Source organism: Bacillus tianshenii, assembly GCA_020524525.2.
GTDB lineage: Bacteria > Bacillota > Bacilli > Bacillales > Bacillaceae_N > Bacillus_AV.
Map to the genome: position 1 here is coordinate 2072886 of CP129018.1, position 24490 is coordinate 2097375.

The 24490-nt window shown below is 40.6% G+C and carries 27 protein-coding genes; 2 read left to right on the top strand and 25 right to left on the bottom strand.

Translation table 11 applies throughout. From position 1 onward, the window contains the following. Positions 1–2 precede the first annotated feature (2 nt). The 21 genes from dxs to LC040_10550 form a co-directional block, all read right to left on the bottom strand. Positions 3–1895, bottom strand: a complete 1893-nt coding sequence (dxs, locus tag LC040_10450) for a 1-deoxy-D-xylulose-5-phosphate synthase (GenBank protein ID WLR49731.1) — start codon at positions 1893–1895, stop codon at positions 3–5. A gap of 10 nt (positions 1896–1905) precedes the next feature. Beyond that, the gene (locus LC040_10455) at positions 1906–2511 is read right to left on the bottom strand and encodes a hypothetical protein (protein ID WLR49732.1); all 606 of its coding nucleotides are present in this window, start codon (positions 2509–2511) and stop codon (positions 1906–1908) included. A gap of 773 nt (positions 2512–3284) precedes the next feature. After that, complete coding sequence (locus LC040_10460) at positions 3285–4178, bottom strand: polyprenyl synthetase family protein (GenBank protein WLR49733.1); 894 nt, start codon at positions 4176–4178, stop codon at positions 3285–3287. Beyond that, positions 4175–4408: an exodeoxyribonuclease VII small subunit gene (locus LC040_10465; GenBank protein ID WLR49734.1), complete on the bottom strand. Its 234-nt coding sequence runs from the start codon at positions 4406–4408 to the stop codon at positions 4175–4177. Before LC040_10465 ends, LC040_10460 begins: the two co-directional genes overlap by 4 nt. Beyond that, positions 4401–5756: an exodeoxyribonuclease VII large subunit gene (gene xseA / locus LC040_10470; GenBank protein WLR49735.1), complete on the bottom strand. Its 1356-nt coding sequence runs from the start codon at positions 5754–5756 to the stop codon at positions 4401–4403. The genes LC040_10465 and xseA overlap by 8 nt, the downstream gene beginning before the upstream one ends. 30 nt (positions 5757–5786) lie before the next feature. After that, positions 5787–6173, bottom strand: coding sequence for a transcription antitermination factor NusB (gene nusB / locus LC040_10475; protein ID WLR49736.1), 387 nt, complete (start codon positions 6171–6173; stop codon positions 5787–5789). A gap of 141 nt (positions 6174–6314) precedes the next feature. Continuing rightward, entirely contained in the window at positions 6315–6704 is a 390-nt protein-coding gene (locus LC040_10480) for an Asp23/Gls24 family envelope stress response protein (protein WLR49737.1), read from the bottom strand. A gap of 16 nt (positions 6705–6720) precedes the next feature. After that, entirely contained in the window at positions 6721–8076 is a 1356-nt protein-coding gene (accC, locus tag LC040_10485) for an acetyl-CoA carboxylase biotin carboxylase subunit (protein ID WLR49738.1), read from the bottom strand. Between the two features lie 12 nt (positions 8077–8088). Next, positions 8089–8598, bottom strand: coding sequence for an acetyl-CoA carboxylase biotin carboxyl carrier protein (accB, locus tag LC040_10490; GenBank protein ID WLR49739.1), 510 nt, complete (start codon positions 8596–8598; stop codon positions 8089–8091). A gap of 486 nt (positions 8599–9084) precedes the next feature. After that, entirely contained in the window at positions 9085–9708 is a 624-nt protein-coding gene (locus LC040_10495) for a SpoIIIAH-like family protein (GenBank protein ID WLR49740.1), read from the bottom strand. A gap of 5 nt (positions 9709–9713) precedes the next feature. After that, positions 9714–10370 carry a stage III sporulation protein AG gene (gene spoIIIAG / locus LC040_10500; GenBank protein WLR49741.1) on the bottom strand — a complete coding sequence of 219 codons (657 nt, stop codon included), beginning with the start codon at positions 10368–10370 and terminating at the stop codon, positions 9714–9716. Next, positions 10363–11007, bottom strand: a complete 645-nt coding sequence (spoIIIAF, locus tag LC040_10505; protein WLR49742.1) for a stage III sporulation protein AF — start codon at positions 11005–11007, stop codon at positions 10363–10365. Before spoIIIAF ends, spoIIIAG begins: the two co-directional genes overlap by 8 nt. A gap of 20 nt (positions 11008–11027) precedes the next feature. Beyond that, complete coding sequence (gene spoIIIAE / locus LC040_10510) at positions 11028–12161, bottom strand: stage III sporulation protein AE (protein WLR53259.1); 1134 nt, start codon at positions 12159–12161, stop codon at positions 11028–11030. Between the two features lie 84 nt (positions 12162–12245). Beyond that, entirely contained in the window at positions 12246–12638 is a 393-nt protein-coding gene (gene spoIIIAD, locus LC040_10515) for a stage III sporulation protein AD (GenBank protein WLR53260.1), read from the bottom strand. A 14-nt stretch (positions 12639–12652) separates the two neighbouring features. Next, entirely contained in the window at positions 12653–12859 is a 207-nt protein-coding gene (gene spoIIIAC / locus LC040_10520; protein ID WLR49743.1) for a stage III sporulation protein AC, read from the bottom strand. 23 nt (positions 12860–12882) lie between these two features. Then, positions 12883–13401, bottom strand: a complete 519-nt coding sequence (gene spoIIIAB / locus LC040_10525) for a stage III sporulation protein SpoIIIAB (GenBank protein WLR49744.1) — start codon at positions 13399–13401, stop codon at positions 12883–12885. Then, on the bottom strand, positions 13398–14327 hold the full coding sequence (spoIIIAA, locus tag LC040_10530; GenBank protein WLR49745.1) for a stage III sporulation protein AA: 930 nt from the start codon (positions 14325–14327) through the stop codon (positions 13398–13400). The genes spoIIIAB and spoIIIAA overlap by 4 nt, the downstream gene beginning before the upstream one ends. 173 nt (positions 14328–14500) lie before the next feature. Beyond that, positions 14501–15058: an elongation factor P gene (efp, locus tag LC040_10535; protein ID WLR49746.1), complete on the bottom strand. Its 558-nt coding sequence runs from the start codon at positions 15056–15058 to the stop codon at positions 14501–14503. Positions 15059–15079: 21 nt separating this feature from the next. Then, entirely contained in the window at positions 15080–16141 is a 1062-nt protein-coding gene (locus tag LC040_10540; protein ID WLR49747.1) for a Xaa-Pro peptidase family protein, read from the bottom strand. A gap of 4 nt (positions 16142–16145) precedes the next feature. Further along, positions 16146–16580 (bottom strand): type II 3-dehydroquinate dehydratase, encoded by a 435-nt coding sequence (aroQ, locus tag LC040_10545; protein WLR49748.1) that lies wholly within the window; start codon positions 16578–16580, stop codon positions 16146–16148. Positions 16581–16665: 85 nt separating this feature from the next. Further along, positions 16666–17196 (bottom strand): YqhR family membrane protein, encoded by a 531-nt coding sequence (locus LC040_10550; protein ID WLR49749.1) that lies wholly within the window; start codon positions 17194–17196, stop codon positions 16666–16668. Between the two features lie 227 nt (positions 17197–17423). Between LC040_10550 and LC040_10555 the strand changes: the two genes are divergently transcribed. Both LC040_10555 and LC040_10560 read left to right on the top strand, forming a co-directional pair. Continuing rightward, positions 17424–18368: a DUF1385 domain-containing protein gene (locus tag LC040_10555; GenBank protein WLR49750.1), complete on the top strand. Its 945-nt coding sequence runs from the start codon at positions 17424–17426 to the stop codon at positions 18366–18368. 27 nt (positions 18369–18395) lie between these two features. Beyond that, positions 18396–18821: an SA1362 family protein gene (locus LC040_10560; protein ID WLR49751.1), complete on the top strand. Its 426-nt coding sequence runs from the start codon at positions 18396–18398 to the stop codon at positions 18819–18821. Between the two features lie 23 nt (positions 18822–18844). Here the strand turns inward: LC040_10560 and LC040_10565 are convergent, their stop codons facing one another. The 4 genes from LC040_10565 to LC040_10580 all read right to left on the bottom strand — a co-directional run bounded on the left by LC040_10565 (position 18845) and on the right by LC040_10580 (position 24076). Beyond that, positions 18845–19717, bottom strand: a complete 873-nt coding sequence (locus LC040_10565) for a patatin-like phospholipase family protein (protein ID WLR53261.1) — start codon at positions 19715–19717, stop codon at positions 18845–18847. A 120-nt stretch (positions 19718–19837) separates the two neighbouring features. Beyond that, positions 19838–20263 (bottom strand): transcriptional regulator MntR, encoded by a 426-nt coding sequence (mntR, locus tag LC040_10570; GenBank protein ID WLR49752.1) that lies wholly within the window; start codon positions 20261–20263, stop codon positions 19838–19840. A gap of 69 nt (positions 20264–20332) precedes the next feature. Next, positions 20333–21358 carry a spore photoproduct lyase gene (gene splB / locus LC040_10575; protein WLR49753.1) on the bottom strand — a complete coding sequence of 342 codons (1026 nt, stop codon included), beginning with the start codon at positions 21356–21358 and terminating at the stop codon, positions 20333–20335. A gap of 153 nt (positions 21359–21511) precedes the next feature. Continuing rightward, positions 21512–24076, bottom strand: a complete 2565-nt coding sequence (locus LC040_10580) for a vitamin B12-dependent ribonucleotide reductase (GenBank protein WLR49754.1) — start codon at positions 24074–24076, stop codon at positions 21512–21514. Between the last annotated feature and the right edge of the window lie 414 nt (positions 24077–24490).

Below are 24490 nucleotides of genomic sequence, written 5' to 3' on the forward strand. Positions count from 1 at the left end.
CCTCAAGCCCTTTTCTGTTGTTTTGGTATTAGGCGCTTTATCTGCTTAACAACGCCTTCTTCAGTTAATTCGATTTCATTCAACAGCTCTTTCACGCTTCCATGTTCAATGAATTTATCTGGAATACCCAGGCGTGAAATTTCAGCATGTGAATAATTATGATCGTGCGTAAATTCAAGTACAGCACTTCCAAAGCCGCCTTGAAGAACACCTTCTTCAATAGTTAAAATCGGCATATTTTGTCCAAGTAATTCATGCAGCACATTTTCATCTAACGGCTTGATAAAACGCGCATTTATGACTTTCACTTGTACGCCTTCCTTAGCGAGCTGTTCAGCTGCACTCATGGCCATTGGGATGGTCGTACCGAATGTTAAAATCGCTGCTTGTGAACCTTCTCGCAACACTTCCCATGAGCCGATTGGAATTTCCTTCATTTCTTTATCGACCGGTACCCCTAGAGCATTCCCACGTGGATAACGAATCGCAATTGGGCCGTCATCATATTGAAGAGCGGTATAGACAAGGTGCTGTGCTTCGTTTTCATCTTTTGGCATCATAATTGTCAAGTTTGGTAAATGACGCAAAAATGCAATATCGAAGACACCTTGATGTGTTTCACCATCCGCCCCAACAAGACCAGCACGGTCAATTCCAAAGAAAACATTTAAGTTTTGACGGCATACATCATGCACCACTTGGTCATAGGCACGCTGTAAAAACGTCGAATAAATGGCCACAAACGGCTTTAAGTTTTGCGTAGCAAGGCCTGCACCCATCGTAACGGCGTGCTGTTCTGCAATCCCTACGTCAAAGAAGCGGTCTGGAAATTCATCACGGAATTCCTCTAGCTTAGAGCCAACAGGCATCGCAGGTGTAATTGCTGCTACACGCTTATCTTCACGCGCAATCTTTTGCACCGCAGAACTAATCACTTTGCTCCATGCAGGAGGAGCATCCACAGGCTTAAGCACTTCACCAGACTCAATCTTATAGGTACCAACACCATGCCATGTACCACGGGTATCTGTTTCTGCCGGCTTATAGCCTTTTCCTTTTTTCGTTATCGTATGAATGATTACAGGGCCTTCTACCTTTTTCGCATAGCGAAGGTTTTCAAATAAATCATTATAATTATGTCCATCAACTGGACCAAGATAGGTGAAGCCAAGTTCTTCAAAAAACATACCTGATACGAGAAAATATTTTAAGGTGTCTTTTACACGTTCAGCGGTTGATGCAAGTCGTCCGCCAACTGCTGGCACTTTCTTAAGCAACCATTCCAAGTCATCCTTCATCTTCTGATATTTCCCTGCAGTTCGAAGACGTCCAAGTACATTATGCAAGGCACCAACATTCGGCGCAATTGACATTTCATTATCATTCAAAATGACAATCATATCTTTCTTCTCATGACCAATATGATTTAACGCCTCAAGAGCCATGCCGCCTGTAAGCGCCCCGTCTCCAATAATTGGCACAATGTATTCATCAGTTCCCTTTATATCACGGGCCGCTGCCATTCCCATCGCTGCCGAAAGTGAAGTGGAACTATGACCTGTCTCCCAAACATCATGTTCGCTTTCACAACGCTTCGGAAACCCACATAAGCCTTTATACTTTCGAAGTGTCTCAAATTGGCCTGCACGGCCTGTCAATATTTTGTGAACATATGATTGGTGACCAACATCCCAAATAAACTTATCTTTTGGGCTGTCAAACACTTTATGAAGGGCAATCGTCAATTCCACAACACCTAAGTTCGGACCTAAATGTCCACCCGTCTTAGATAAGTTTTCAATTAAAAATTGACGAATGCTTTGCGAAAGCTCGCTTAACTCATGATGACTCATATGTTTGATGTCTGCTGGTGACTGAATTGAATTAAGATCCATTAGAACCCACTCACTTTCGTTTCTGTTCTTTCCGCTTTTTCTTACTTGTATCGAAAAACTTAATATTAAGCTTTTCATCTAAGTAGTAGAAGAGTTTCCCGACTTGGAAAATGATTTTTGTGGAGAATCGAATAGCGAACGATTTTCCGAATGCTTTTCCACCGACCGTAACCGCTGCAACCACACTCGTAAATACAACAGAAACAGTTTGTCCTAATAGGGAGTCTTCTGAGTGTCCCAATCCGACTGTCAACTGTAAAACAACGAGAGCTGAGGCTGTACCACTCACAATCCCCGCAATATCACCAATTACGTCGTTACAAAAACTTGCAAACCTGTCTGCATTACGAACAATGACGATTGATTCTTTAGCGCCTTTCACACGTTCGGAGGCCATTGCATGGAAGGGGACTTCATCTGCAGCAGCTGCTGCAATCCCAAGCATGTCGAAAAACACACCAACAAAGACGATCACAAACACGATGATCATCCCAATCCCCCAAGCGACGCCGCTTAACGTAAAAGTAGATACAATTGAAAAAAGAGCCGCTAACACAAACGTGATAACGGCAATCCCCAAGCTAAATTTCGTTGAATTACGTATTAATTCTTTCATCTTTGTTTTATCGACACCTATCTTGAATGCATTTCGTTCTATCTATATATTTCCGTTTATCTGGAAAATTGATCACGATATGTAGTTGGGGAGGTCACATAAAAGGTAAAGACTGCGGCTTAGGTCCAGTAGGTTTTCCCAAGCAGATACCGAGCGTTGCCGCTCTGGCGGTTTCCCTTTAAATCCACCTCAGCCGAGTCACCTCAAGCTGGACTGGATTACCACTTAGTCCGCACTATAATCCCTTTTATATGTCCAAATGGAACAGTCTAGGAGTTTTCCTCAACAGCCTTTAACCGTACCCTAGCCTCTTTTGCAGAGTAGATTTCATATGGTCGAGAAACAAGTGTCAGTGGCCTGCTGAACAACCCTGTTCCTGTAGCCATAATCCCCTCTGACTCCACTCAAGGCAGGCTACGCTGCTCGCAAGGATTCCCATTGTATACTTACGTAGCAGGTTCATACCCCATTTCATAGGCTGCGCATGCGAGCGCCACCACCTACAAGAATGGGCCTCCGCGGAAGCAGGGTCAACGCCCACATGCCATTGTGGATCGCCCTGCGACCTTAACTCCCAGCACCAACCCAAGGCTGGGCGCCTCAAGCCGGCACAAGGAACTTCATCGATGTGCCCTTTAGCGGATTTTTAGGCCCGCCTTCAGGTACGGTAGACTGACTAGAATACTGCACCACCCCGAATTTGTACTATTAATATATCACAAAACCAAGGTGTACTCAATCATAAACGATCGGCTTATCTTTTGTCCGCCTTTTTAATGATCACGTTGCGTAATAAAGGTTGCAAGCTCTTCAAGGCGTTGATGATTAATATTTGCATGATGAAGAGCTTTAATTGCATACTGAAAATGAGTATTGCATTTTTCTTTTGCACCCTCTAGCGTTAAGAGCTTTGGATACGTACTTTTTTGCAGGCCGGCATCACTTCCGACAGGCTTACCAATCTTCTCTTCATCACCTTCAATATCCAAGATGTCATCTTTGATTTGGAAAGCAAGCCCAAGGTGTTTTGCAAATTGCTCAAGGTTTTTCATTTGACTTTCATCCGCTTCACTAAGCAATGCACCTGCTTTAACGCTGAATTGCAGAAGCTTGCCTGTTTTATGCTCATGAATAGCTTCTAGCTCTTCAAGTGAAACCTCTTGCTCCTCAGCAGCCATATCAGCTGTTTGTCCACCAACCATACCCTCTGGTCCTGCGGCCTTTGAAAGCTCAGCAATTAATGCCACCTTCTTACTTGCCGTTAATTCTGAATGTTCACTTTCTGTAATTACTCGAAAGCTATGTGTCAGCAACCCATCTCCAGCTAAAATAGCATTTGCTTCACCAAACACTTTATGATTAGTCGGTAGACCTCGTCGCAAATCATCATTATCCATGCTTGGTAAGTCATCATGAATAAGAGAGTATGTATGAATCAATTCGAGCGCACATGCTACATTCATGCCAAGCTGCTCATCTTTATCAAATGCGCGTAAGGTTTCAAGCAATAAAATCGGACGAAGACGCTTTCCACCCGCTTTAACGCTATAAATCATAGCATCTTTAAGCACTTTTGGTGTTTGCAGTCCTTCAATTGAATCAATTAAAGCTGCATCAATTTTTAACTTTTGTTCTTTTAAATAATCTTGTAGAGAAGACACACTCACTCTTGCTCCTCCTCAATTGTAAACGGACGAAGCTCACCATCATCTTGCAAAATCTCCGCCATTTGCTTTTCTACTGCTTGGAGCTTATCGTGACAAACTTTTGATAAATTCATACCATCTTGAAAATAAGCAATCGCTTGTTCAAGTGGTACGTCTCCTTCTTCAAGCTTCTCAACGATTTGTTCAAGCTTTTCCATTGCTTCTTCAAATGTTACTTCTGTTTCACTCATTTTGTTCACGCTCCTCTAATCCCCATACTTGACAATCTAATTGACCATCACGAACCTGTACTTGTACACGGTCACCAGGCTGGACATCTTGAATGGATTTTACGAGTTTTTCATCTTCACGGTATACAAGTCCATATCCGCGCTCCATTATTTTAAGCGGGCTCAATGTTTCGAGTTTTGATATAGCATTTTTAAGTAAAAACTCTTTTTCCTTCTTTATTTCTAAAAAAGTTCGTTCAAGCGTGTGAACAGCGCGAGCTCTTCGCTCTGATGCTTGCTGTAATTGTTCGAATGGATGCTGTTGCTTTAGCCGGTTGGCCAAATGAGTGAACGCCTGTTGCTTTCGTTCTAGCTTACGTTCACCTTCCTTTTGCAAACGTTCGAACAATCGATCAAGCTCCTGTTCTTTTTGGGCAACAAGTTTTTCTGGATATCTGAAGGCATACGATTTTTGTAAACGTTGTAGTCGTTCACGTGCTGAAACAGCCTTTTCATTTAAGGCACGTACAAGACGCATTTGCCGCTGATGAAGCCGTTCGTGTAGCTCTTCAAAGTGTGGAACAGCCAATTCAGCAGCTGCCGTCGGTGTTGGTGCTCGCATATCTGCAACAAAGTCAGAAATAGTCACATCTGTTTCATGACCAACCGCAGAAATAACTGGGATCTTAGAGTGAAAAATTGCTCTCGCAACATCCTCTTCATTAAAAGGCCATAGATCTTCAAGCGAGCCGCCACCACGGCCGGTAATTAACACATCAAATGAACCAATCGCATTTGCTGTTTCAATTCCTTTTACAATCGAAGGGGCTGCATTCTCCCCTTGGACAAGGACTGGAATGACCGTCACTTTTGCGATCGGAAAACGACGATTCAATGTTGTTAAAATATCTCGAATCGCAGCCCCTGTAGGAGAGGTAATCACACCAATATGTTGTGGAATCTTTGGAAGTGGCTTCTTATGATGCTGTGCAAACAACCCTTCGGTATCTAACTTTTTCTTTAATTCTTCAAATGCAAGGTACAAGTTTCCAATCCCGTCTGGCTGCATTTCTTTCACGTACATTTGGTATTGTCCATACGGCTCGTACACCGATACTTCGCCTCTTACCAACACCTTCATCCCATTTTCAGGCATGAACTTTAAATAGCGGTTAAAACCGGCAAACATCACAGCTGTAAGCCGTGCATTTTCATCCTTTAATGTAAAATACATATGGCCTCTACTGTGATGTTTGAAGTTTGAGATTTCTCCTTTTAACCATACCTCTTGCAGATGCTGGTCACTGTCGAAGCGCCGCTTTATGTACTTTGTAAGAGCCGTTACAGTAAGAAAGCGTTTCGTTGACATTTTCCATCCCCCTTGCAATGTTACAAGGTCTTACAGTTTTGCTTTAACTTTTGATAAGACGGCATTAATGAATTTGCTTGAATCATCATCGCCAAATGTTTTCGCAAGTTCAATTGCTTCGTCCATTGAGACATTTACGGGTATATCTTCCATAAATTTCATCTCATACGTTGCAATACGTAAAATCGCACGGTCAACATTGCCAAGACGTTCAAATTTCCAATTTTCAAGATTTCCACTAATTAATTCATCAATTTCATCGCGTTTTTCGATGACGCCGTAGAAAAGGTTCTGTAGAAACTCATCCACTTCTGTATCGTTAACGACATTGCTCAATGCTTCTTTCGGTTCTGTTTGGCCGACATCTGTTTGGAACAATGCCTGCAATGTTTTCTTTCTCGCTGTTCTGCGTTTCATGACTTTCTTCCTTTCATCTCATCAAGTTCATACTTCAAGACATAACATGATAATAGCATAAAATGATTTTATAAAACACCATCCGCTTCCAAACATCATGAAAAAAGCCAAAGGAGCACTTACTCCTTTGGCTTTTCCGCTTTATTCTGTTTCCTTTTGTGATTCAAAGTTAACGCCAACAACATGGATATTAATCTCATTAATATCTAGCGCTGTCATCGTCAGCAATGTTTCACGGATGTTTTCTTGAATTTTTTGTGCAATCGTCGGAATTGACACGCCAAAATTCATAAAGACATAGACATCAATGCTTATTCCATCTTCTGTCAAGTCAACTTTAACGCCTTTTCCGTGCTGCTTTTTCCCAAGACGTTCGACAACGCCTGAAGCAAAGTTTCCTTGCATCTGGCTAACGCCTTCTACTTCTGAAGCTGCAAGCCCTGCAATAATTTCAATTACTTCTGGCGCGATTTCTACTTTTCCGAGGTTAGATGATGCACTTGTCATCTCCAAAATGTTGTTTTCACTCAACACAGCAGCACCTCACTTATTTTTTCTTTGTTAAATCATATTTCTCAAGGAATTTCGTGTTGAAATCCCCTCCCACAAACACTTCATGCTCAAGTAGACGTTGGTGGAATGGAATTGTCGTATCAATACCTTCAATCACGAATTCGCTGAGCGCACGCTTCATACGGGAAATCGCTTCTTCACGTGTTGCACCATATGAGATAAGCTTCGCTACCATAGAATCATAGAATGGTGGGATGCGATAATTTTGATAAACAGCTGAATCAACACGGATTCCAAACCCACCTGGTGGCAAGTAGATTTTTACTTCCCCTGGTGATGGCATGAAGTTCTTGTCTGGATTCTCTGCATTGATTCGACATTCAATTGCCCATCCGTTAAATTCTACATCCTCTTGCTTCAATGAAAGCTTTTCACCAGAAGCTACGCGAACTTGTTCCTTGATTAAATCAACACCTGTTACCATTTCTGTTACAGGATGCTCAACTTGGATACGCGTATTCATTTCCATGAAATAATACTTCTGATTGGTAGCATCAAAAATGAATTCCACTGTCCCTGCACCTGAATAATCAACAGCTTGAGCTGCACGCACAGCTGCAGCACCCATTTCTGCACGCAGCTCCTCTGATAATGCAGGAGAAGGTGTTTCTTCTAATAGCTTTTGCATACGACGCTGGATTGTACAATCACGCTCACCTAAATGAATCGTGTTGCCATAGTTGTCAGCAAGAACTTGAATTTCAACGTGACGGAAGTCTTCGATAAACTTCTCAATGTAAACGCCCGGATTACCGAATGCTGTCTCAGCTTCGCGTTGAGTCATATTGATACCTTTTACTAGTTCTTCTTCTGTATGGGCAACGCGAATTCCTTTTCCGCCGCCACCAGCAGTTGCTTTTATGATAACAGGATATCCCATTTCATTTGCAAGCTCTACAGCTTCATCAGTTGATTCAACAATCCCTTTTGAACCAGGAACAATCGGAACGCCAGCCTCACGCATTGTTTCACGTGCAACGTCCTTCGTTCCCATTCTTGTAATCGCTTCAGGACTTGGTCCGATGAAGGTGATACCGCTATCACGACATAGCTCAGCAAAGTCAGCATTTTCTGCTAAAAAGCCATAGCCTGGGTGAATGGCATCTGATTCCGTTAAAGTTGCAATTGTAATGATATTTGTTTTATTTAAATAACTATCTTTTGATGCTACAGGACCGATACAATATGCTTCGTCCGCCATTTGTACATGCAACGCATCCTTATCGCCTTCTGAATAAACGGCAACTGTTTGAACGCCCAGCTCTTTACATGCACGGATGACGCGAACAGCGATTTCTCCCCTGTTTGCAATGAGCACTTTTTTAATCAATGAAAACGCCTCCTATTCTGACTTTACAAGGAACAATGGTTGACCGTATTCAACTAGCTCTCCGTTTTTCACAAGGATTTCTACGATTTCGCCTTCTACTTCTGCTTCGATTTCGTTGAAAAGCTTCATTGCTTCTACGATACAAACGATGCTGTCGTTTGATACTTTGTCTCCCACTTTCACATATACATCAGAATCAGGGTTTGGTGATTCATAGAACGTACCAACCATCGGAGAAACAATCTTATGTAGGTTCTCGTCGTTAATGTCTGCTGCCTTCTCTTCTTTCGGTTGTGGTGCTGCTTCTGCTTTCGGTGCTTCTGGCTTCGGTGCTGGTGCTGCCTCTACCTTTGGAGCTGGTGCTGGTGCTGCTTCTACTTGTTCAGTTGCAACAACTTGCTTAACTCCACCTTGGTTCTTCTTAAGCTTAATCTTTGCTCCTTGCTCCTCATAAGACAATTCATCAATACTAGACTTGTCAAGAAGCTTGATTAGTTCACGAATTTCTTGAATTTTTAACACTTCTGCCCACTCCTTAATATCTGTTTGTATGTAAAGGTTTTATTTTTAAACCCTTTTAATAAGGGGTTTATACAATGATATTTAAACTATACGATAAATGATTAGAGCGATCAAATCGCTTTGTGAATTTTCAATCGAGCGTTCGCTCAACATCTTTCTAAAAAAAGAAACCTTATCCAATTATCCAATCAACTAAATTTTTGTAATAGTCAGCAAATTACAGATATACTTGCGACAGATGTTTATTCCTATACAAATGCTACATGAAAACGTCGACAAAAGAAAGCATTTTTTGATATTTTTTTGAATTTTTATTTATATTAGAGAATTTCAATTTAATAGACAAAATAACTATAAAAGCCTTTTAAAATTTTGCCCCAAAATGTCTACTAATGAGCATACAAAGTTTACAAAACTTTTCTATTTTAAGTGCCATTCATTATACATTAAATAAAAAAAAAGAACCTGGCTTTTTCGCCAAGTTCTTTACTCTACTGCTTGAAATTCAACCGCTACTTTATTAATTCCCATTTCATCACGAACCATTTGCATTAATTCATTTGCAGATGCTTCTGATTTTTTAGTTGCTTTCACGATTACTTTCACTTCATCTTCATTTGTTTTCACAAGAACATCTGAATATTTCTCATTTGCTTTAATCATTGTTTCTAAAATTGCTTCTTTATTAGATACTTCATTAATTTGTTCAATCTTATCAAGTGCTTCACTTCTTTTTTCAGCCGTTACATTTGTTGAAGCAACTACAGCTTGAAGCTCCTCCTTCATCTTGCTGCGTTGGTCGTCAAGTTCCATTCGAAGTGATGTGAACAAATCATCAGTGGACACACTTGAAGCGACTGAATCACCTTCTTGCACTTCTTCGACTACTGTTTCAATACCTGAGCTTTGTTCTGCCGGCTGCTCATTATTTTCTGTTGCTTCTGTTTTTGTTGCTTCTGCTGGCATTGCTTCCGCTTGCTCATCTTGTGCTTGCTCTGTTGCAGCAAATTCCTCGCTTATTTGCTGTTGCGGCGATGTTACATAATACACTGAAAGAACGACAACTAAGCTTAACATTGTTAATAACCATACTGTTTGTTTTTTCAACAATTTCATTACTCCCCTTTCGTACTCTTAGGCATAACCGAAACGCGGTGACTCGGTACATTTAATACGCGTGTAACAGACTCTACAATCCATTGCTTCACTTGCACATTTTCGGCACCGCTAGCAACAACAAGCACCCCACGTACTTCTGGTTTCCGTGTTTTCACAATGATCGGCTCTTCTTGATCACCTTTTCGGACGAGGACAACTTGTTCATCTTTCGAGGAATCCTCGACCTGGCGTTTGCCTCCCTCCCTGTCTGTTTCATCAGTTTTCTGTGTTTGTGTAACTGAGTTTTTTTCCACAACTTTTGCTTCAGTCGCTTCTAAATTAACCATGACAGTGACATCGCTAACACCTGATATATGTTCTAAAGCTTTTTTAAGCTGTTCTTCGTATTCTTTTTCGTAATGATCCATTGAATTGGGTTTGTTATCATGATTATTTCCTAATACAGGAATATCTTTTTCATGTTGTTCACTTGAAGGCAACATCGCGGAAGGCTCTTGCGGTACATCTGGTTTGTAGATTTGTCCGAGAACCATCATTGCAATCCCGATCAGTGCAGCAATTAATATGTAACCGCGTAAATTTTTTGGGTTGGCGCTTCCTTCCTTAAAGACCAAGCTTTTCAACCGTTCGATAATTCCTTTTTTCTCACTCACGCTCACCTTTCACCCCCTCTGATGAAATTGTAATCTTCTCATCAGATATGCCCCACCGCGACTCAAGAAAGCTACGAATATGTGTATAATCTGTCACCTCTGCGGCGGATGGCTGTTCATTCTTTGCTTGTACATCAATTTGGACAATCTTCACTTCCTCTACTTGCTTGTCAACGACTTCATCGGTTGCCTTCTTCATCAGCACTACAGCGATTTGTTGGATATCAACCGTTGTCCAATCGTCACCAGTCCCATCCGCAAGCTGTAGCTCAATGTCTGCAATTTCATATCCGTACTCATTCATCAACTCCTCCTGAACATTTTCTTTCATTTGGACAGCCGTCTTGTCTAAGATATATGCACGTTGTCCTGCTTGTATTTCTTTTTTCTTCTCTTCAATCTTATTTTTAAGTTGTTCATTCTGTGAAAAGTCGCTCATTTCAATACTTTTCAAAACACTTTCGAAATCTTCTGAAAAAAATCTCAAAATTGGTGTTAAAATCAGCAAAATTAACAGGAGACCAATTACCATCTTTGCGTAATTTTGCATGGATGAATTGGGAAGAAGCATATCAACAACAACCGCGAGCAAGATGAACAACACAATATTGGTCATCCAATTCGATAAGTACTCCATTTTCACCCCGCCTTTATGGGCTAACGAACCATTAATGACAAATTACCAGCCGCAATGACCATCGTGACAGCAAGAAAAAACATAAATGATACAACGGCAAGTGCTGCAAAAATATAGATAACACTTTTACTGATGATATCTAAGCATGTGATAACAGGCCCGCCGCCAAGTGGCTGCAAGACAGCTGCAGCAAGCTTATAAATTAATGCAAGTGTAAATACTTTTATAGCAGGAAATACAGCGATTAAAAGAAGGATGACCACACCTACGATACCAACTGCATTTTTCAACAGCATGGACGCACCAAGGACGGTATCAGCTGCATCGGTAAACATCCGCCCAACAACTGGAACAAAATTCCCAGTAATAAATTTTGCCGTTCGAACAGCAATCCCATCTGTAATCGCTGCAGTAGCGCCTTGGACAGAAATAACGCCAAGAAAGATCGTTAAGAAGGTTCCCAACAAGCCAATTGCAATATTTCGCAGTAAATTGGCCAGCTGTGTTACTTTGTAATGATCGGTTAGCGTGCTAACGATACTTAACAAAGCCGAAAGGAACAGCAAAGGTAAAACAATATATTGAATGAGCATGCCACTCGTATTAACAAGCATGACAATGATCGGATGAAAGAATGCAACTGATGTTACTCCACCGACTGAAGCCATTAATGCAAGCAGCAGTGGAAGTAAAGCAAGCATGAAACTGATCATTGTATGAATCGCTTCATTTGTATATGACATTGCAATATGAAAGCTATTCAACGCAATTACAATCAACACCATATACACAAGTGCATATGCAACCTTACTGACATTCTTTTTCTCAAAGGCATTTTGCAGAGTTTGCAGCAGCATACTAAATACTGTTAAGAGGATAAGCATACCAAGCAGCTTTCCATTGGCAAGTAATTCATAGAACAAGAAACGCAGTATGCCAGTCAACCAAGCTTGAATCGAAAAGTCTTTTCCATTCCTAATAAAATCATAGAACGTTCCTTTATGACTTTCAGGCAAAAATCCTCCATATTGGTCAACAACCTTATTCCAATATTGTTGCATTTCATTTCCGTCTAGATTTTGGAACTGTTCCTCTATAAATTGGTCCTCTTGCCCTACCTCATTAGCTTGTACAACAATCGGCAATAACAGCATAAGGACAAGAACAAAAATAAAAGCGAATCTTGCTTTCTTTTGAACAGGCAAACTTCACACACCCCGCATTGTGACGGCTTTCGCTTATGAAGTTGGCAGCATTTCGAGCACCGTCTCGATAATGACCGTTAAAATCGGTACTGCCATCGCCAAGATTAATATTTTGCCTGCAAGCTCTATCTTTGAGGCAATGGCACCTTGCCCTGCATCCTTTGTAATTTGGGCCCCGAATTCAGCAATGTAGGCAATACCGATAATTTTCAAAATTGTTTCCACATAAATCATATTGATATTCGCTGAAAGAGCCAGCTTTTCAAGCATATGAATAATTTCATATACTTTATCAACTAAAAAAATAAAAATAGCAGCACTGACAAAAACAACGAGAAGGGAGGCGAACGATTGTTTTTGTTCTTTTAATATTAATGCTAAAAAAGCCGCGACTAAGCCAATGCCAACAATTTGGATAATTTCAATCGCCTATCCCCCCTCTAACCTTGAAATAGGAAGACGCCTTTTATTTTTTGGAACAAATCATCAATAATCGTCGCCACCATATAAAGGACGACGACAAATCCAATCAGTGTTACCCAGTCCGCCCAATCCCCTTTTCCCATCGTTTTTAAAACGGTATGAATCATTGCCACAACAATGCCAATCCCAGCAATTTGAAAGATTGTATTCACATCCACTGCCACAAAAATTCTCCTCTCTCACACAACTACATAAGCAGAATAACCACTAACAAGCCCGATAAAAAACCTAAACTCTTAACCATTTTTTCATACTTTTGCTGCTGTGTTCGGGCATCTTCCTCTTCTCTTTGCAAGTGTACGATCGCTAGCTGGATATGCTTTTTCTGTGAAATTGCATCATGCCTACCTAACGTTTCACCAAATTGCCTCATAATCTCAAAGTCATTCTCTTTAAGAGCAGTCAACTTCCACACTTCCTTTAATGAACCAAGCCACGCTTCACTTAATGACGCGACATCACCTTGAGCAAGCCTTTTTGAAAAGCGCTCGAAAAACCACGATAACGGCTTTGACGTCTGTGCCGCAATCCTGCTGCACGCTTCAGCCACGGGAACTTGCCCATACATAATTTCAGCCTCTAATGCCTGAAGGGCTGCTTTCAATTGACGAAGCTGCCGCGGCCGCTCACTTAAGCGCCTTGCCGCTTCAAAACCTGTCCATGTTGAACTCATTAAAATAATAAGTGCGCCCACAAGTTTCATCATGATTTCACTTCCATTGCTGTTGTACTAACCATACCTTCTTTGTTGCGAATTACTTCAATTGTCCCAGCCCCTTTACGAGCTGAAAGCTCCACATACGTATCAAACACACCATTATCAAACAGGTCTCGAAATATCGGTCGTTGCTTAACATCCTCAAGAGTGAAACCGTGAATACTCACAAATAGTTGAATTCCAGCATGAACAGCATCAATAATGGCCTCGACATCTTCTCGTCTGCCGATTTCATCGACCACAATAATTTGCGGACTCATCGAGCGAATCATCATCATCATGCCTTCAGCTTTCGGACAAGCATCTAATACGTCTAAGCGGATCCCGAATGTATGCTGCGGAATCCCATTCACACAGCCTGCAATTTCAGAACGTTCATCTATGAGTCCAACTTTTTGCGCAGAGGTACCCCATTGCTTATTTCCACTGCTAATAATCCGAACAAGATCTCTTAAAAGCGTTGTCTTACCACTTTGTGGCGGGCCGATTAATAACGTATTAAGCCAGCCTTCTTTATAAATGTGCGGTATTAAACATTCAGCAACGCCAATTTTCTCTCTTGCGATTCGTATATTAAAGGAAGTAATGTCACGAATCGCTTTAACAGCCCCATTTTCTGTGATGACTTTGCCAGCAATCCCAATACGATGTCCCCCGCTAATCGTGATGAAGCCGCGCCTAAATTCTTCTTCGAGTGTATAAAGTGAATACTGACTTATTCGATTAAGAAAGTACACGCCTTCTTCATGCAGCACGTTCCGCATGGCTGGATAAACCGGCTTTCCTGCTACGATCACTTCAAGAGGACGGTTAATTCGTAAGCGTATCTCTTCAATTCTCTCTTGCTCTGAAACAGACATCTGAGTGATTGTTTCTTGAAGGGATTCAGGCAAAAATGCCAATACCTCCTCCATTTCCCTCCCCCCCTTACCAGCCTAATAGCATTGCTAGTCTCAATGTATGCAAACCAAAACCCCTTCATGACAGAAAAGCGAAGGCGAATTGCTTAGAAATATTGTTCTGAAAGATGCACAAAAAAATCCCCATGCGGACCTGTGTCCACATGGGGATTTCTTGCATATACTAATTATGCGCGGGAAACGTACTTTCCATCACTTGTATTAATTATAAGTGTTTCACCTTCATTAATAAATAATGGAACTTGTACGACAAGACCCGTTTCAAGTGTTGCAGCCTTTGTTGCGCCTTGAGCTGTGTCACCTTTAATTCCTGGTTCTGTCTCGGTTACTTGAAGCGCAACTGAGTTTGGCAAGTCAACACCAATTACTTCACCTTCGTAAGTAAGGATATTTACTTCCATGTTTTCTTTGATGAATTTCAAATGGTCTTCGATTCTAGCTTCTGGAAGCTCTAGTTGTTCGAATGTTTCATTATCCATGAAAGCATGCATGTTACCGTTTGCATATAAATATTGCATTTTACGGTTTTCGATATGTGCTTTGCTTACTTTCTCACCTGCACGGAATGTCTTTTCTTGAATCGCACCTGTACGAAGGTTACGAAGCTTTGAACGAACAAATGCTGCACCTTTTCCTGGCTTTACGTGCTGGAATTCAATAACTTGCCAAATACTGTTGTCTACTTCAATTGTTAAACCTGTACGAAAATCATTTACTGAAATCATGTTTGTTCCTCCCGTTTCCGTTTATAAAATAATTAATTCTTTTGGTGATTGTGACAAGATTTCGTTTCCGTTTTCGGTAATGACAAGATCATCTTCGATACGAACGCCGCCTACATTCGGAACATAGATTCCTGGCTCAACTGTCACAACCATACCAGGTTCAAGCACTGTATCTGATTTGAAAGAAAGCGAAGGTCCTTCATGCACATCTAAGCCAATACCATGTCCTGTTGAATGGCCAAAATACTCACCATAGCCTTGTTCTTTAATATAATCTCGTGTAAGAGCATCGGCTTGAATACCAGTTATTCCTGCTTTCGTCCCTTCTACACCAAGGAGTTGTGCTTGGAGGACGGTGTTATAAATTTCTTTTAATTTGTCGCTTACTTCTCCGACTGCGATTGTACGTGTAATATCAGAGGCATAGCCTTTATAATAAGCTCCAAAATCAAGTGTTACAAGCTCGCCGCTTTCAATCCTTTTATCTGAAGCGACCCCGTGCGGCAGTGCAGAACGGTAACCAGATGCCACGATAATATCAAACGAAGAAGATGAAGCACCTTGCTTACGCATGAAGAATTCTAACTCATTTGATACTTCTAATTCTGTCACCCCAGGGCGAATGAATGTAAGGATGTGTTCAAATGCTTTATCTGCGATTTTTACAGCATCTTTAATAATTGTAAGTTCTTCCTCTGATTTGATCAAACGAAGCTTTTCAACTGCACCAGATACAGGAACTATATCAGTCCCTACTACTTCTTCATATGTACGATATTGTGAGAAAGACATATGGTCTTGTTCAAATCCAAGCTTCTTTATGCCCATCTCTTTTGCAAGCCGTGCAATCTCTTCAGGAATCGGTCCTTTATGTTGGACGATGTCATAGCCTTTTACTTGGTCATTTGCTTGTTCCATATAACGGAAGTCTGTAACAAAAGCGCTTTTCTCTTCGGTAATAAGTACGACCCCAGCGCTTCCTGTAAAACCAGTCATATAGCGACGATTTTTATCACTCGTAATAAGCATACCGTCGATCCCAAGCTTTGCAAATTGTTCGCGTAGTTTTGTCAACTGATTCATCCTGTCATTCCTTTCCTTTGTATTGTTTCAGCGCAAGCATAGCCATTTGATAGCCATAGAATCCAAAGCCTGCAATTTGTCCAATAACGACAGGTGAAATGACAGAGTGATGCCGAAACGATTCACGCGCATGCACATTCGAAATATGTACTTCAACAACCGGGACATTGATACTGGCAATCGCATCTCGAATTGCGTAACTATAATGAGTAAAGGCGCCGGCATTTAAAATGATGCCGTCAAAACGTTCGGCATCATGTATGCAATCAATCAATTCACCTTCATGATTAGATTGAAAAAATTCAACTTCAATGGATTCATTCGTTGCTGACTGACGGAGCTGTTCTTCCAAATCGGCTAATGTTTCACTTCCATATATACCAGGTTCACGTTTTCCTAAGCGATTTAGGTTAGGTCCGTTCAATACAAGTACACGCATGGATAAGCTCCTTTTGTTCATACATTTGAAAGCCATCACATCAATGCTTCCATAGACAAATTTCCAGTCATATTTTATCACACTACTACTCGTTTGAATAGCTTTCTTTCAGCTGTTGGTCAGCATGCGCCATTTCTTTCGCATCAAAAGAAATCGAATATCCGACAAATACACCGTATAAAATATATAAACAAAGTGTTACCACAATCGTATTAAGCTCCCAATTCGCAACAGCTTTCACATTCGGGAAAAGCGGCTTAAGTAAAAAGAAAACAATCACCCATAATCCAACACCAAATAGAATACCTGCCCATACATTATCAATATTTTTTAAGATAAAATTGTAAAGATACGCCACTCCAATTGACAAAATCGCAATGACCAATATGCCAATTAAATGCCCAAGTGCTCCTTCTTTCCAATCACCAACCATAAACAAATCTAATACAAAAGCCGGACTGAATGCTGTGAAATGAAAGTAATAAGCAATGAAGCCAATTGTACTCCACAGCAGCCCACCAAAGAATCCGATTGTGGCCGTTCTTCCTATATGTGACATTGGCTGCTCGCGTTTATTTTGCTCAAGCTGTTCGTTTTGCGTCTCATGATTTCTCATAATTGTCACACCTCCGCTATGTAGTATGTCCTCCCTTCTTTTCATTCATGACCGAAATTTACTACAAATGAGTCAATTAGTACCGAGATTAGACGTGTATTTTTTTTCATAACGGGAATAATAAATATAACCACCAACCTAGAGGATTCACAAAATTTGCTGTAGAATATAGGTAAGTATAGTATGCTACAAGATATACAATATTTGAAAAGTAGGGTTGATGGAAAATGTCAAAAGATACGCCAAAGGCTTACGGCGGGCAAGCCGTTGTGGAAGGTGTTATGTTTGCCGGCAAACATACATCTGTCACTGCAATAAGAAGAACAGATGAAACAATTGATTATCTCGTAACAGACAAAAAACCAAATCCCGTTTTGAATAAATTTAAACGAATCCCTTTTTTACGGGGAATGATTGCAATTATTGAAGCAAGCGCAAACGGCTCAAAGCATTTAAATTTTTCAAGTGAACGTTTTGAACTTGACCCAACTGAAGACCATACCCTTGATAAGCAACAAGGTTCCAAGCTTTCAATGGTTCTTGGCGTTGCTGCTGTCGGTGTTCTATCATTCTTGTTCGGAAAGTTCATTTTCACCTTAACACCAGCCTTCTTAGCAGAATTTTTAAGGCCAACTTTCCCGGGACATCTCATGCAAAACTTACTAGAAGGTTTCTTTAAGCTTATTCTGTTGTTAGGGTATATCTACGTAATTTCATTAACGCCGCTTATTAAGCGTATCTTCCAATATCATGGTGCTGAACATAAAGTGATTAATACGTATGAAAATGGCATGCCGTTAACAGTTGAAAATGTACAGCGTCATTCACGTCTCCATTACCGGTGCGGTAGTAGCTTTATTCTCTTTACCGTCGTTATCGGTGTGTTCGTTTACTTACTTGTACCAACAGAGCCTCTTTGGGTAAGAGTCGTGAATCGTCTTGCGTTAATTCCTGTTGTTCTTGGTATTGCTTTTGAAGTTTTACAGCTTACAAATAAAGTGCGCGACATTCCTATTCTTCGCTACCTTGGTTATCCAGGCTTATCACTGCAATTGTTAACGACGAAAGAACCGAAGAATGACCAAGTTGAAGTCGCGATTGCATCTTTTAACAAGATGCTTGAACAAGAGCAGCTTGCAGAGGATGAAAAGAACACTCGTCATATTGGTTGACTGTGATAATAATAGGAGGTGACTGCGTTGTTCCGCCGTTCAATGAATCCGATTGTCATGTTTTTGATCAGTCTAGCTGTGTTTGGTTTACTTTATAAATTGTTTACTGAACCAATGTCTTTACTTACGCAGTTGCTCATAACTGCAGGTGTAGTAGCGATTTTCTTCTTTATTTTCCGTATGGTTATGAATCGCCGCTACTCAAATAGCGATTATGCAGCATACCGCAAGGCCGCCAAACAGTCTGCAAAGCTGCATCAATCTGCTAAACCAGCACGAGCACCAAGAGCAGCACGCCAAAACCGTCCAACTTCCTTAAAAAGCTTTCAAAAAAACAAATTTAAAGTAAAGCCAGGCAAATCAAAATTCCGCGCACCACGGAAAAAGAATGATCCACGCTTAACTGTCATTGAAGGTAAAAAAGGCAAAAAGAAGAATCGAGCTCTTTTTTAAGAGCTTCGATTCTTCTTTTTTTATTAACAACTCCACGTTTTGAAAAAAGCTTCTGCCCGCATTCTTCCAAGCTTCATCAACTTATGCTTTTTCTCTTCGTCCATATTAAACTCTGTTGTAACAACTGAACTAACTGGAATAAAGATGATATTTTTTTCTACAGCAGAGGAGATATAACGGGCATCATGCGCATCTTTCATTGTCGCAAACAATGCGTTATACATTTCAAGTCCATTGCATATTCGATGCTTTGGCATGCTTTCCATGTTTGCACTTAACTTTACGCCAAGCACAGGTCTTCGCTTTTCATTCATGAACAACCACACAGGAAAGTTACTTAAAACCCCTCCATCTACGATGATGTTCTTCTCACCATTCACCGAATAAAGCTTTACCGGCTGAAAAAAATACGGAATACTACAGCTCATTCGCACGGCCTTGGCCACAGAAAAACTACCTGCTCGCAAACCATACTTATGCAAGTCATCTGGGAGCACAACCATCTCCCCGCGTGTTAAATTGGACGCTATGATTCGAAGCTTCCCATCTGGTAAGTCCGCAAACGTTTGAATTCCTTTTTGACGAAGACGCTCCTCAACCCATTCTTCTAATTCATTTCCTTTATATAAACCAAGCTTCCAATAAAGTCTTAACCACTTTATAAATAAAAAAGGTGTTTTTGGAGCATCTAAAAACTGTTTTGTATCTAAGTCATCGAGCAACTCAGTAATTTCAGAGCTTGTATAGCCAGCAGCAATTAATGCGGCAACTAACGCCCCTGCACTCGTACCAGCAAGTCGTTCAAACTGAATACGACGTTCTTCTACTACTTCAAGCGCTCCTACAAGCGCAATTGCTTTCATCCCACCTCCAGAGAAAACCCCATCCACTCGCACAAGCATCACCCCTTTAGGATACAGCCTATATCTCATCCTAAGCACAATGACGCATAAATAGTACAAAGAAAAGTGGGTGGATACATAAAAAAACTAACATTCCATGTCTATCTCAGAATGTTAGTTTTCTTGAGTATTCTTCTTTTGTGTCTCTCGTAATGAATCAATGCGTGTTTTATCTTCCGTGAAATATTGAACAACATCACCAATACGATCAATCGAATCCCAGCTTAAATGGTGTTCAATTCCTTCCACTTCTTCATAGATCCGGTCTTCCTGTACACCGATTATTTGTAAGAAATCTTCAAGCAATTCATGGCGATAAACAAGTCGTTTACCGATCTTTTTTCCTTTTGCAGTTAAAACTAATCCGCGATATTTTTCATAGATAAGATATTCATCTTTATCTAATTTTTGCACCATCTTTGTCACGGAGGATGGGTGTACCGCCAAGTTTTCAGCTATGTCAGAAACTCTGGCATATCCTTTTTCTTCTATTAAAAGATAGATTTGTTCAATATAATCCTCCATACTTGGCGTCGGCATATCATTTCCTCCAATAACACTCGTTTTCATTATAATAAGATTTTACAATACTTACGGGGATGTGACAAGTTAAGTGAAGTATTGAATCTCTGCTTGAGGGAAGAATTGGTGAATATAACCGCGTAATGTCTCTTCTAGCTCCTTCGCTTCATCGGTCGGATATACATACTTTCCGATACCGTAGCGCCCCCATTTATACTTCCGTTCTTCTTCATTCATTTCAAGCTTTGATTTTGGGTAACGCTTTTGAATAACACGCTTTGCAGGCTTTGTAAAACGATGCTGAATTAATTCAAACGTCAAATCTTCGATGTTTAAATCTCCAATTGACCTCTCAAGTCGTTCAAATAATTCATAATAACCTTCTTTCCAATTATCATGCCGATAAATAGGTGCGACAATAAATCCAAGTGGATAATCGGCCTGAGCTACTTTTCGTGCTGCTTCAATCCGTTGTTCAAAAGGCGATGTACCCGGCTCAAAGTGTTTAATAACATAACGGGAATTAATACTAAAACGAAAACGTGTCTTACCGTTATGCTCAGCATCTAACAAGTGATCGACATGATGATATTTTGTTACAAAACGAAGCCTGCCGTTCTCGGTCTGCCCGATATATTCAATCGCCTTTTTCAAGGAATGTGTTAAATGATCAATACCGACAATATCACTTGTACACGCTGCTTCGAAGCGAGTAAGCTCTTCACCACGTTCATCAATATATTTCTGAGCTTGAGCAAAAATTTCTTCTAAATTGACATACGTTCTGATATAGGGTTTAGAGCCAAGTGTTGTTTGTAAGTAACAATAATGACAATGCCCCATACAGCCTGTCGCAAGTGGAATAGCATATTCAGCTGATGGCTTAGATGTATCAAACTTCAACGTCTTCCGAACACCAACGACAAGTGTTGATTTAGCATTACGGTATTTTTGCAATTCATTTTCCCCAGGCAAATTACGTACTTGGTTATGTGATGTCGTTTCTCTTATCTCAATTCCCATCTTTGTAAATTTATCTCTTAGTTCAATACCAAGCGGATATTCCAACGCGCCCGGCTCTATATATACAAGCTGTGGGACGAACGGGTTCATTTGTGCCACCTCTAATGCAAACAATTATTTGAATGTTTATAACGAACACTCTTAAGAAGATTATCTGCAATAGCATTTGCTTTTATGAATCCAGATATTTTACGAACATAAAAAAAGCGAACAGACTCATCTGCTCGCTTTTTTCTGCTTATTTTAAAGGCCACATTTTAATTGGGCATTACAATTTGTGCATGTATTGCAGCCGCCGATTTCTTCAACTGTTCCTTGTCGACAAACTGGACATGTATTACCAACTTCTGAACCGATTGTTACATTTGTTGAACGTAAATCATTAATTGTATCGACTAGTACAACATGTGACTTCTCTTTCGGCTCTGCTTCTTTTTTAACTTCTTCATCAAATGAATTTTCTTCTTTTGTCAACGTTAATACTTGTGCATCACGGCTGCCGTCTACATATACTGTTCCACCTTTTGCACCACCACGGTATAAACGCTCATAAACGCCTTCAACTTGTTCAACAGTATAGCCTTTCGGTGCGTTTACCGTTTTACTAATTGAAGAGTCAACCCATCGTTGGATGACACACTGTACATCGGCGTGCGCTTCTGGCGAAAGGTCCATTGCTGAGATAAACCACTTCGGCAAGTTATTTGGATCTGCCTCTTGATGGTTGTCCAAATATTCTTGAAGGATATCTGCTTTTACTTCAATGAACTTTCCTAAACGTCCACTACGATAGTAGGAGAATGAGAAATATGGTTCAAGCCCTGTTGATACGCCAACCATGGTTCCTGTACTTCCTGTAGGCGCAACAGTCAATAAATGTGAGTTGCGAATACCATGCTCAAGAATACTTTCACGGACATCTTCAGGCATACGTTTCATGTAGCCTGTTTCGCTGAATTTACGGCGTAATGCTGCTGTCTGTTCATCCGTTTCCCCAACTAGATATGGGAAGCTTCCTTTTTCTTTTGCAAGCTCAACAGATTCACGATAAGCCGTCGTCGCAATCGTTTCAAAGATTTGGTCAACAAGCTCATTACCTTTCTCTGAACCATACTCTGTTTCACAATAGATAAGCAAATCATGTAAGCCCATTACACCAAGACCGACACGGCGTTCACCTAGTGCTTGCTTTTTGTTATCTTCTAAGAAATACGGCGTAGAATCAATCACGTTATCCTGCATGCGTACACCAACGCTAACCGTTTGTTTAAGCTTCTCAAAGTTAACCGTTTTATTTTCCTTATCCGCCATTTCCGCTAAATTCACCGCTGCAAGGTTACAAACAGAATATGGCGCAAGTGGTTGTTCCCCGCAAGGATTTGTTGCCACGACTTTTTGTCCGTACGCTGTTGCATTTGTCATGTCGTTTGCGTTATCGATAAAGAAAATACCTGGTTCAGCTGAATAAGTAGCACAGATGTTAATTAAGTTCCATAGCTCTTTCGCTTTGATTCTACGGTAAGTACGAACTTTGTAGCCCATACGCTCCCATTCACGTACATCACCGATATCATGCCACTTTTCATTGTATTCTTTCATTTCCTCAGCTGTATAGTTCTCAACATCCGGGAATTTCAATTCGAACATGTCATCATTTTCTACCGCATCCATAAACTCTTTTGTTAAGCAGACAGAGATGTTCGCTCCTGTTAAGAAGTCTGGATTATGAACAGTGTACGTACCACCTGTGTTCAATTTCTCTTCTGCTTCTTTAATTGCTTTTTCGGTAAATCCGCCCTGACCAGGAATGTTCTTGTAATTGACGATTCCTTGATACATATCTTGTTCTGTTTCACTAAGCGGTTTGAAATTCAATTTTTCTTTTGCAAGCTTTGTAATATGTTCATCATTTGTCGTTTCAATTAAGAAACGTAAGATGCGTGGGTTTTGCATTTTTGAAATGATGAATTCCACAACATCTGGGTGCCATGCGGAAAGCATAATCATTTGTGCACCACGTCTTGAGCCGCCCTGCTCAACAAGATGTGTAAGCTTTGCGATATCATCAAGCCATGAGACCGATCCTGATGATTTTCCGTTCACGCCGCGGGCTAGTGTGTTGCGTGGACGAAGTGTTGAACCATTTGTGCCGACGCCGCCTCCTCGAGACATAATTTCCATCACTTGCTTACGGTGTTCTGAAATCCCTTCGCGTGAATCTTGGACAAACGGCATGACGTAACAGTTGAAATATGTCACATCTGTTTGTGAGCCTGCACCGTATAGAACACGGCCAGCTGGAACGAAGTTAAGTGAGACAAGCTCATGGTAGAACTTTTCATACCATTCTTTTCGCTTCTCTTCCGTTTCTTCTACAGAGGCAAGGCCTGTTGCATTTCGCATTGCAATTTGCTCGTAGAAGACTTCAAGCGGCTTATCAATTACATCAAGCGGACGAACGATAATGCCTGTTTGACGTTCTTCTTCCGTATCAAGCGCTCCGAAGTATTCATCGCCAACTTTCACAGTCGCTTTCTTATTCTCCCAGTCAATCTCTTGAATGAAACCAAGGCCGCGAGCTGGAAACTTCGGGTCTTCCTTAATCGTCAAAACGACAAAGTCGCCAGCTGAAAGTGTAATCTTTTCAGTATCTTTAAATGCATAGCGGTCTAACATTACTAAACGCGAAACACCCTTATGCGTAATGTGCATATCATTTGTAATTTCGTGAACTTGAGGAAATAAACGAATTTCCTTATTCAGCTTATTAACATCAATTGACATTTTATCGGTATTGGCGGTTACCATGTCTCATCTCCCTTTCATGCCGATGGTACAAAATTCGATACCATTTTACTTTTCATTAGTATCCAAAACATATCATATATAAACATGAGCATCAACAATATGTAGTGTAGATTCATCGGTGCAAAATACTATATATTGAATTTTACTCTTAACACCTAGGTGCTTGTCAAACGATAAAATTATCAAAAAAGAAAGATTGAACGAGGATAAAGACGAAAAGAACGGAACAAAACCAATATTCCTCTATTTTCATCGGTTGCTTTTTTTCTAAAAGCTCATCTATTTCGATATCACAAGATAAATGGGCAATTATGGAGCATTTTCCACATTTGCGAAACTGTATTCGTTAAGAAAACTTGGCGAAAAGTTCGCCAAGTTTTTTATTCACACAATCTCTATTTATACCTGCTTTCC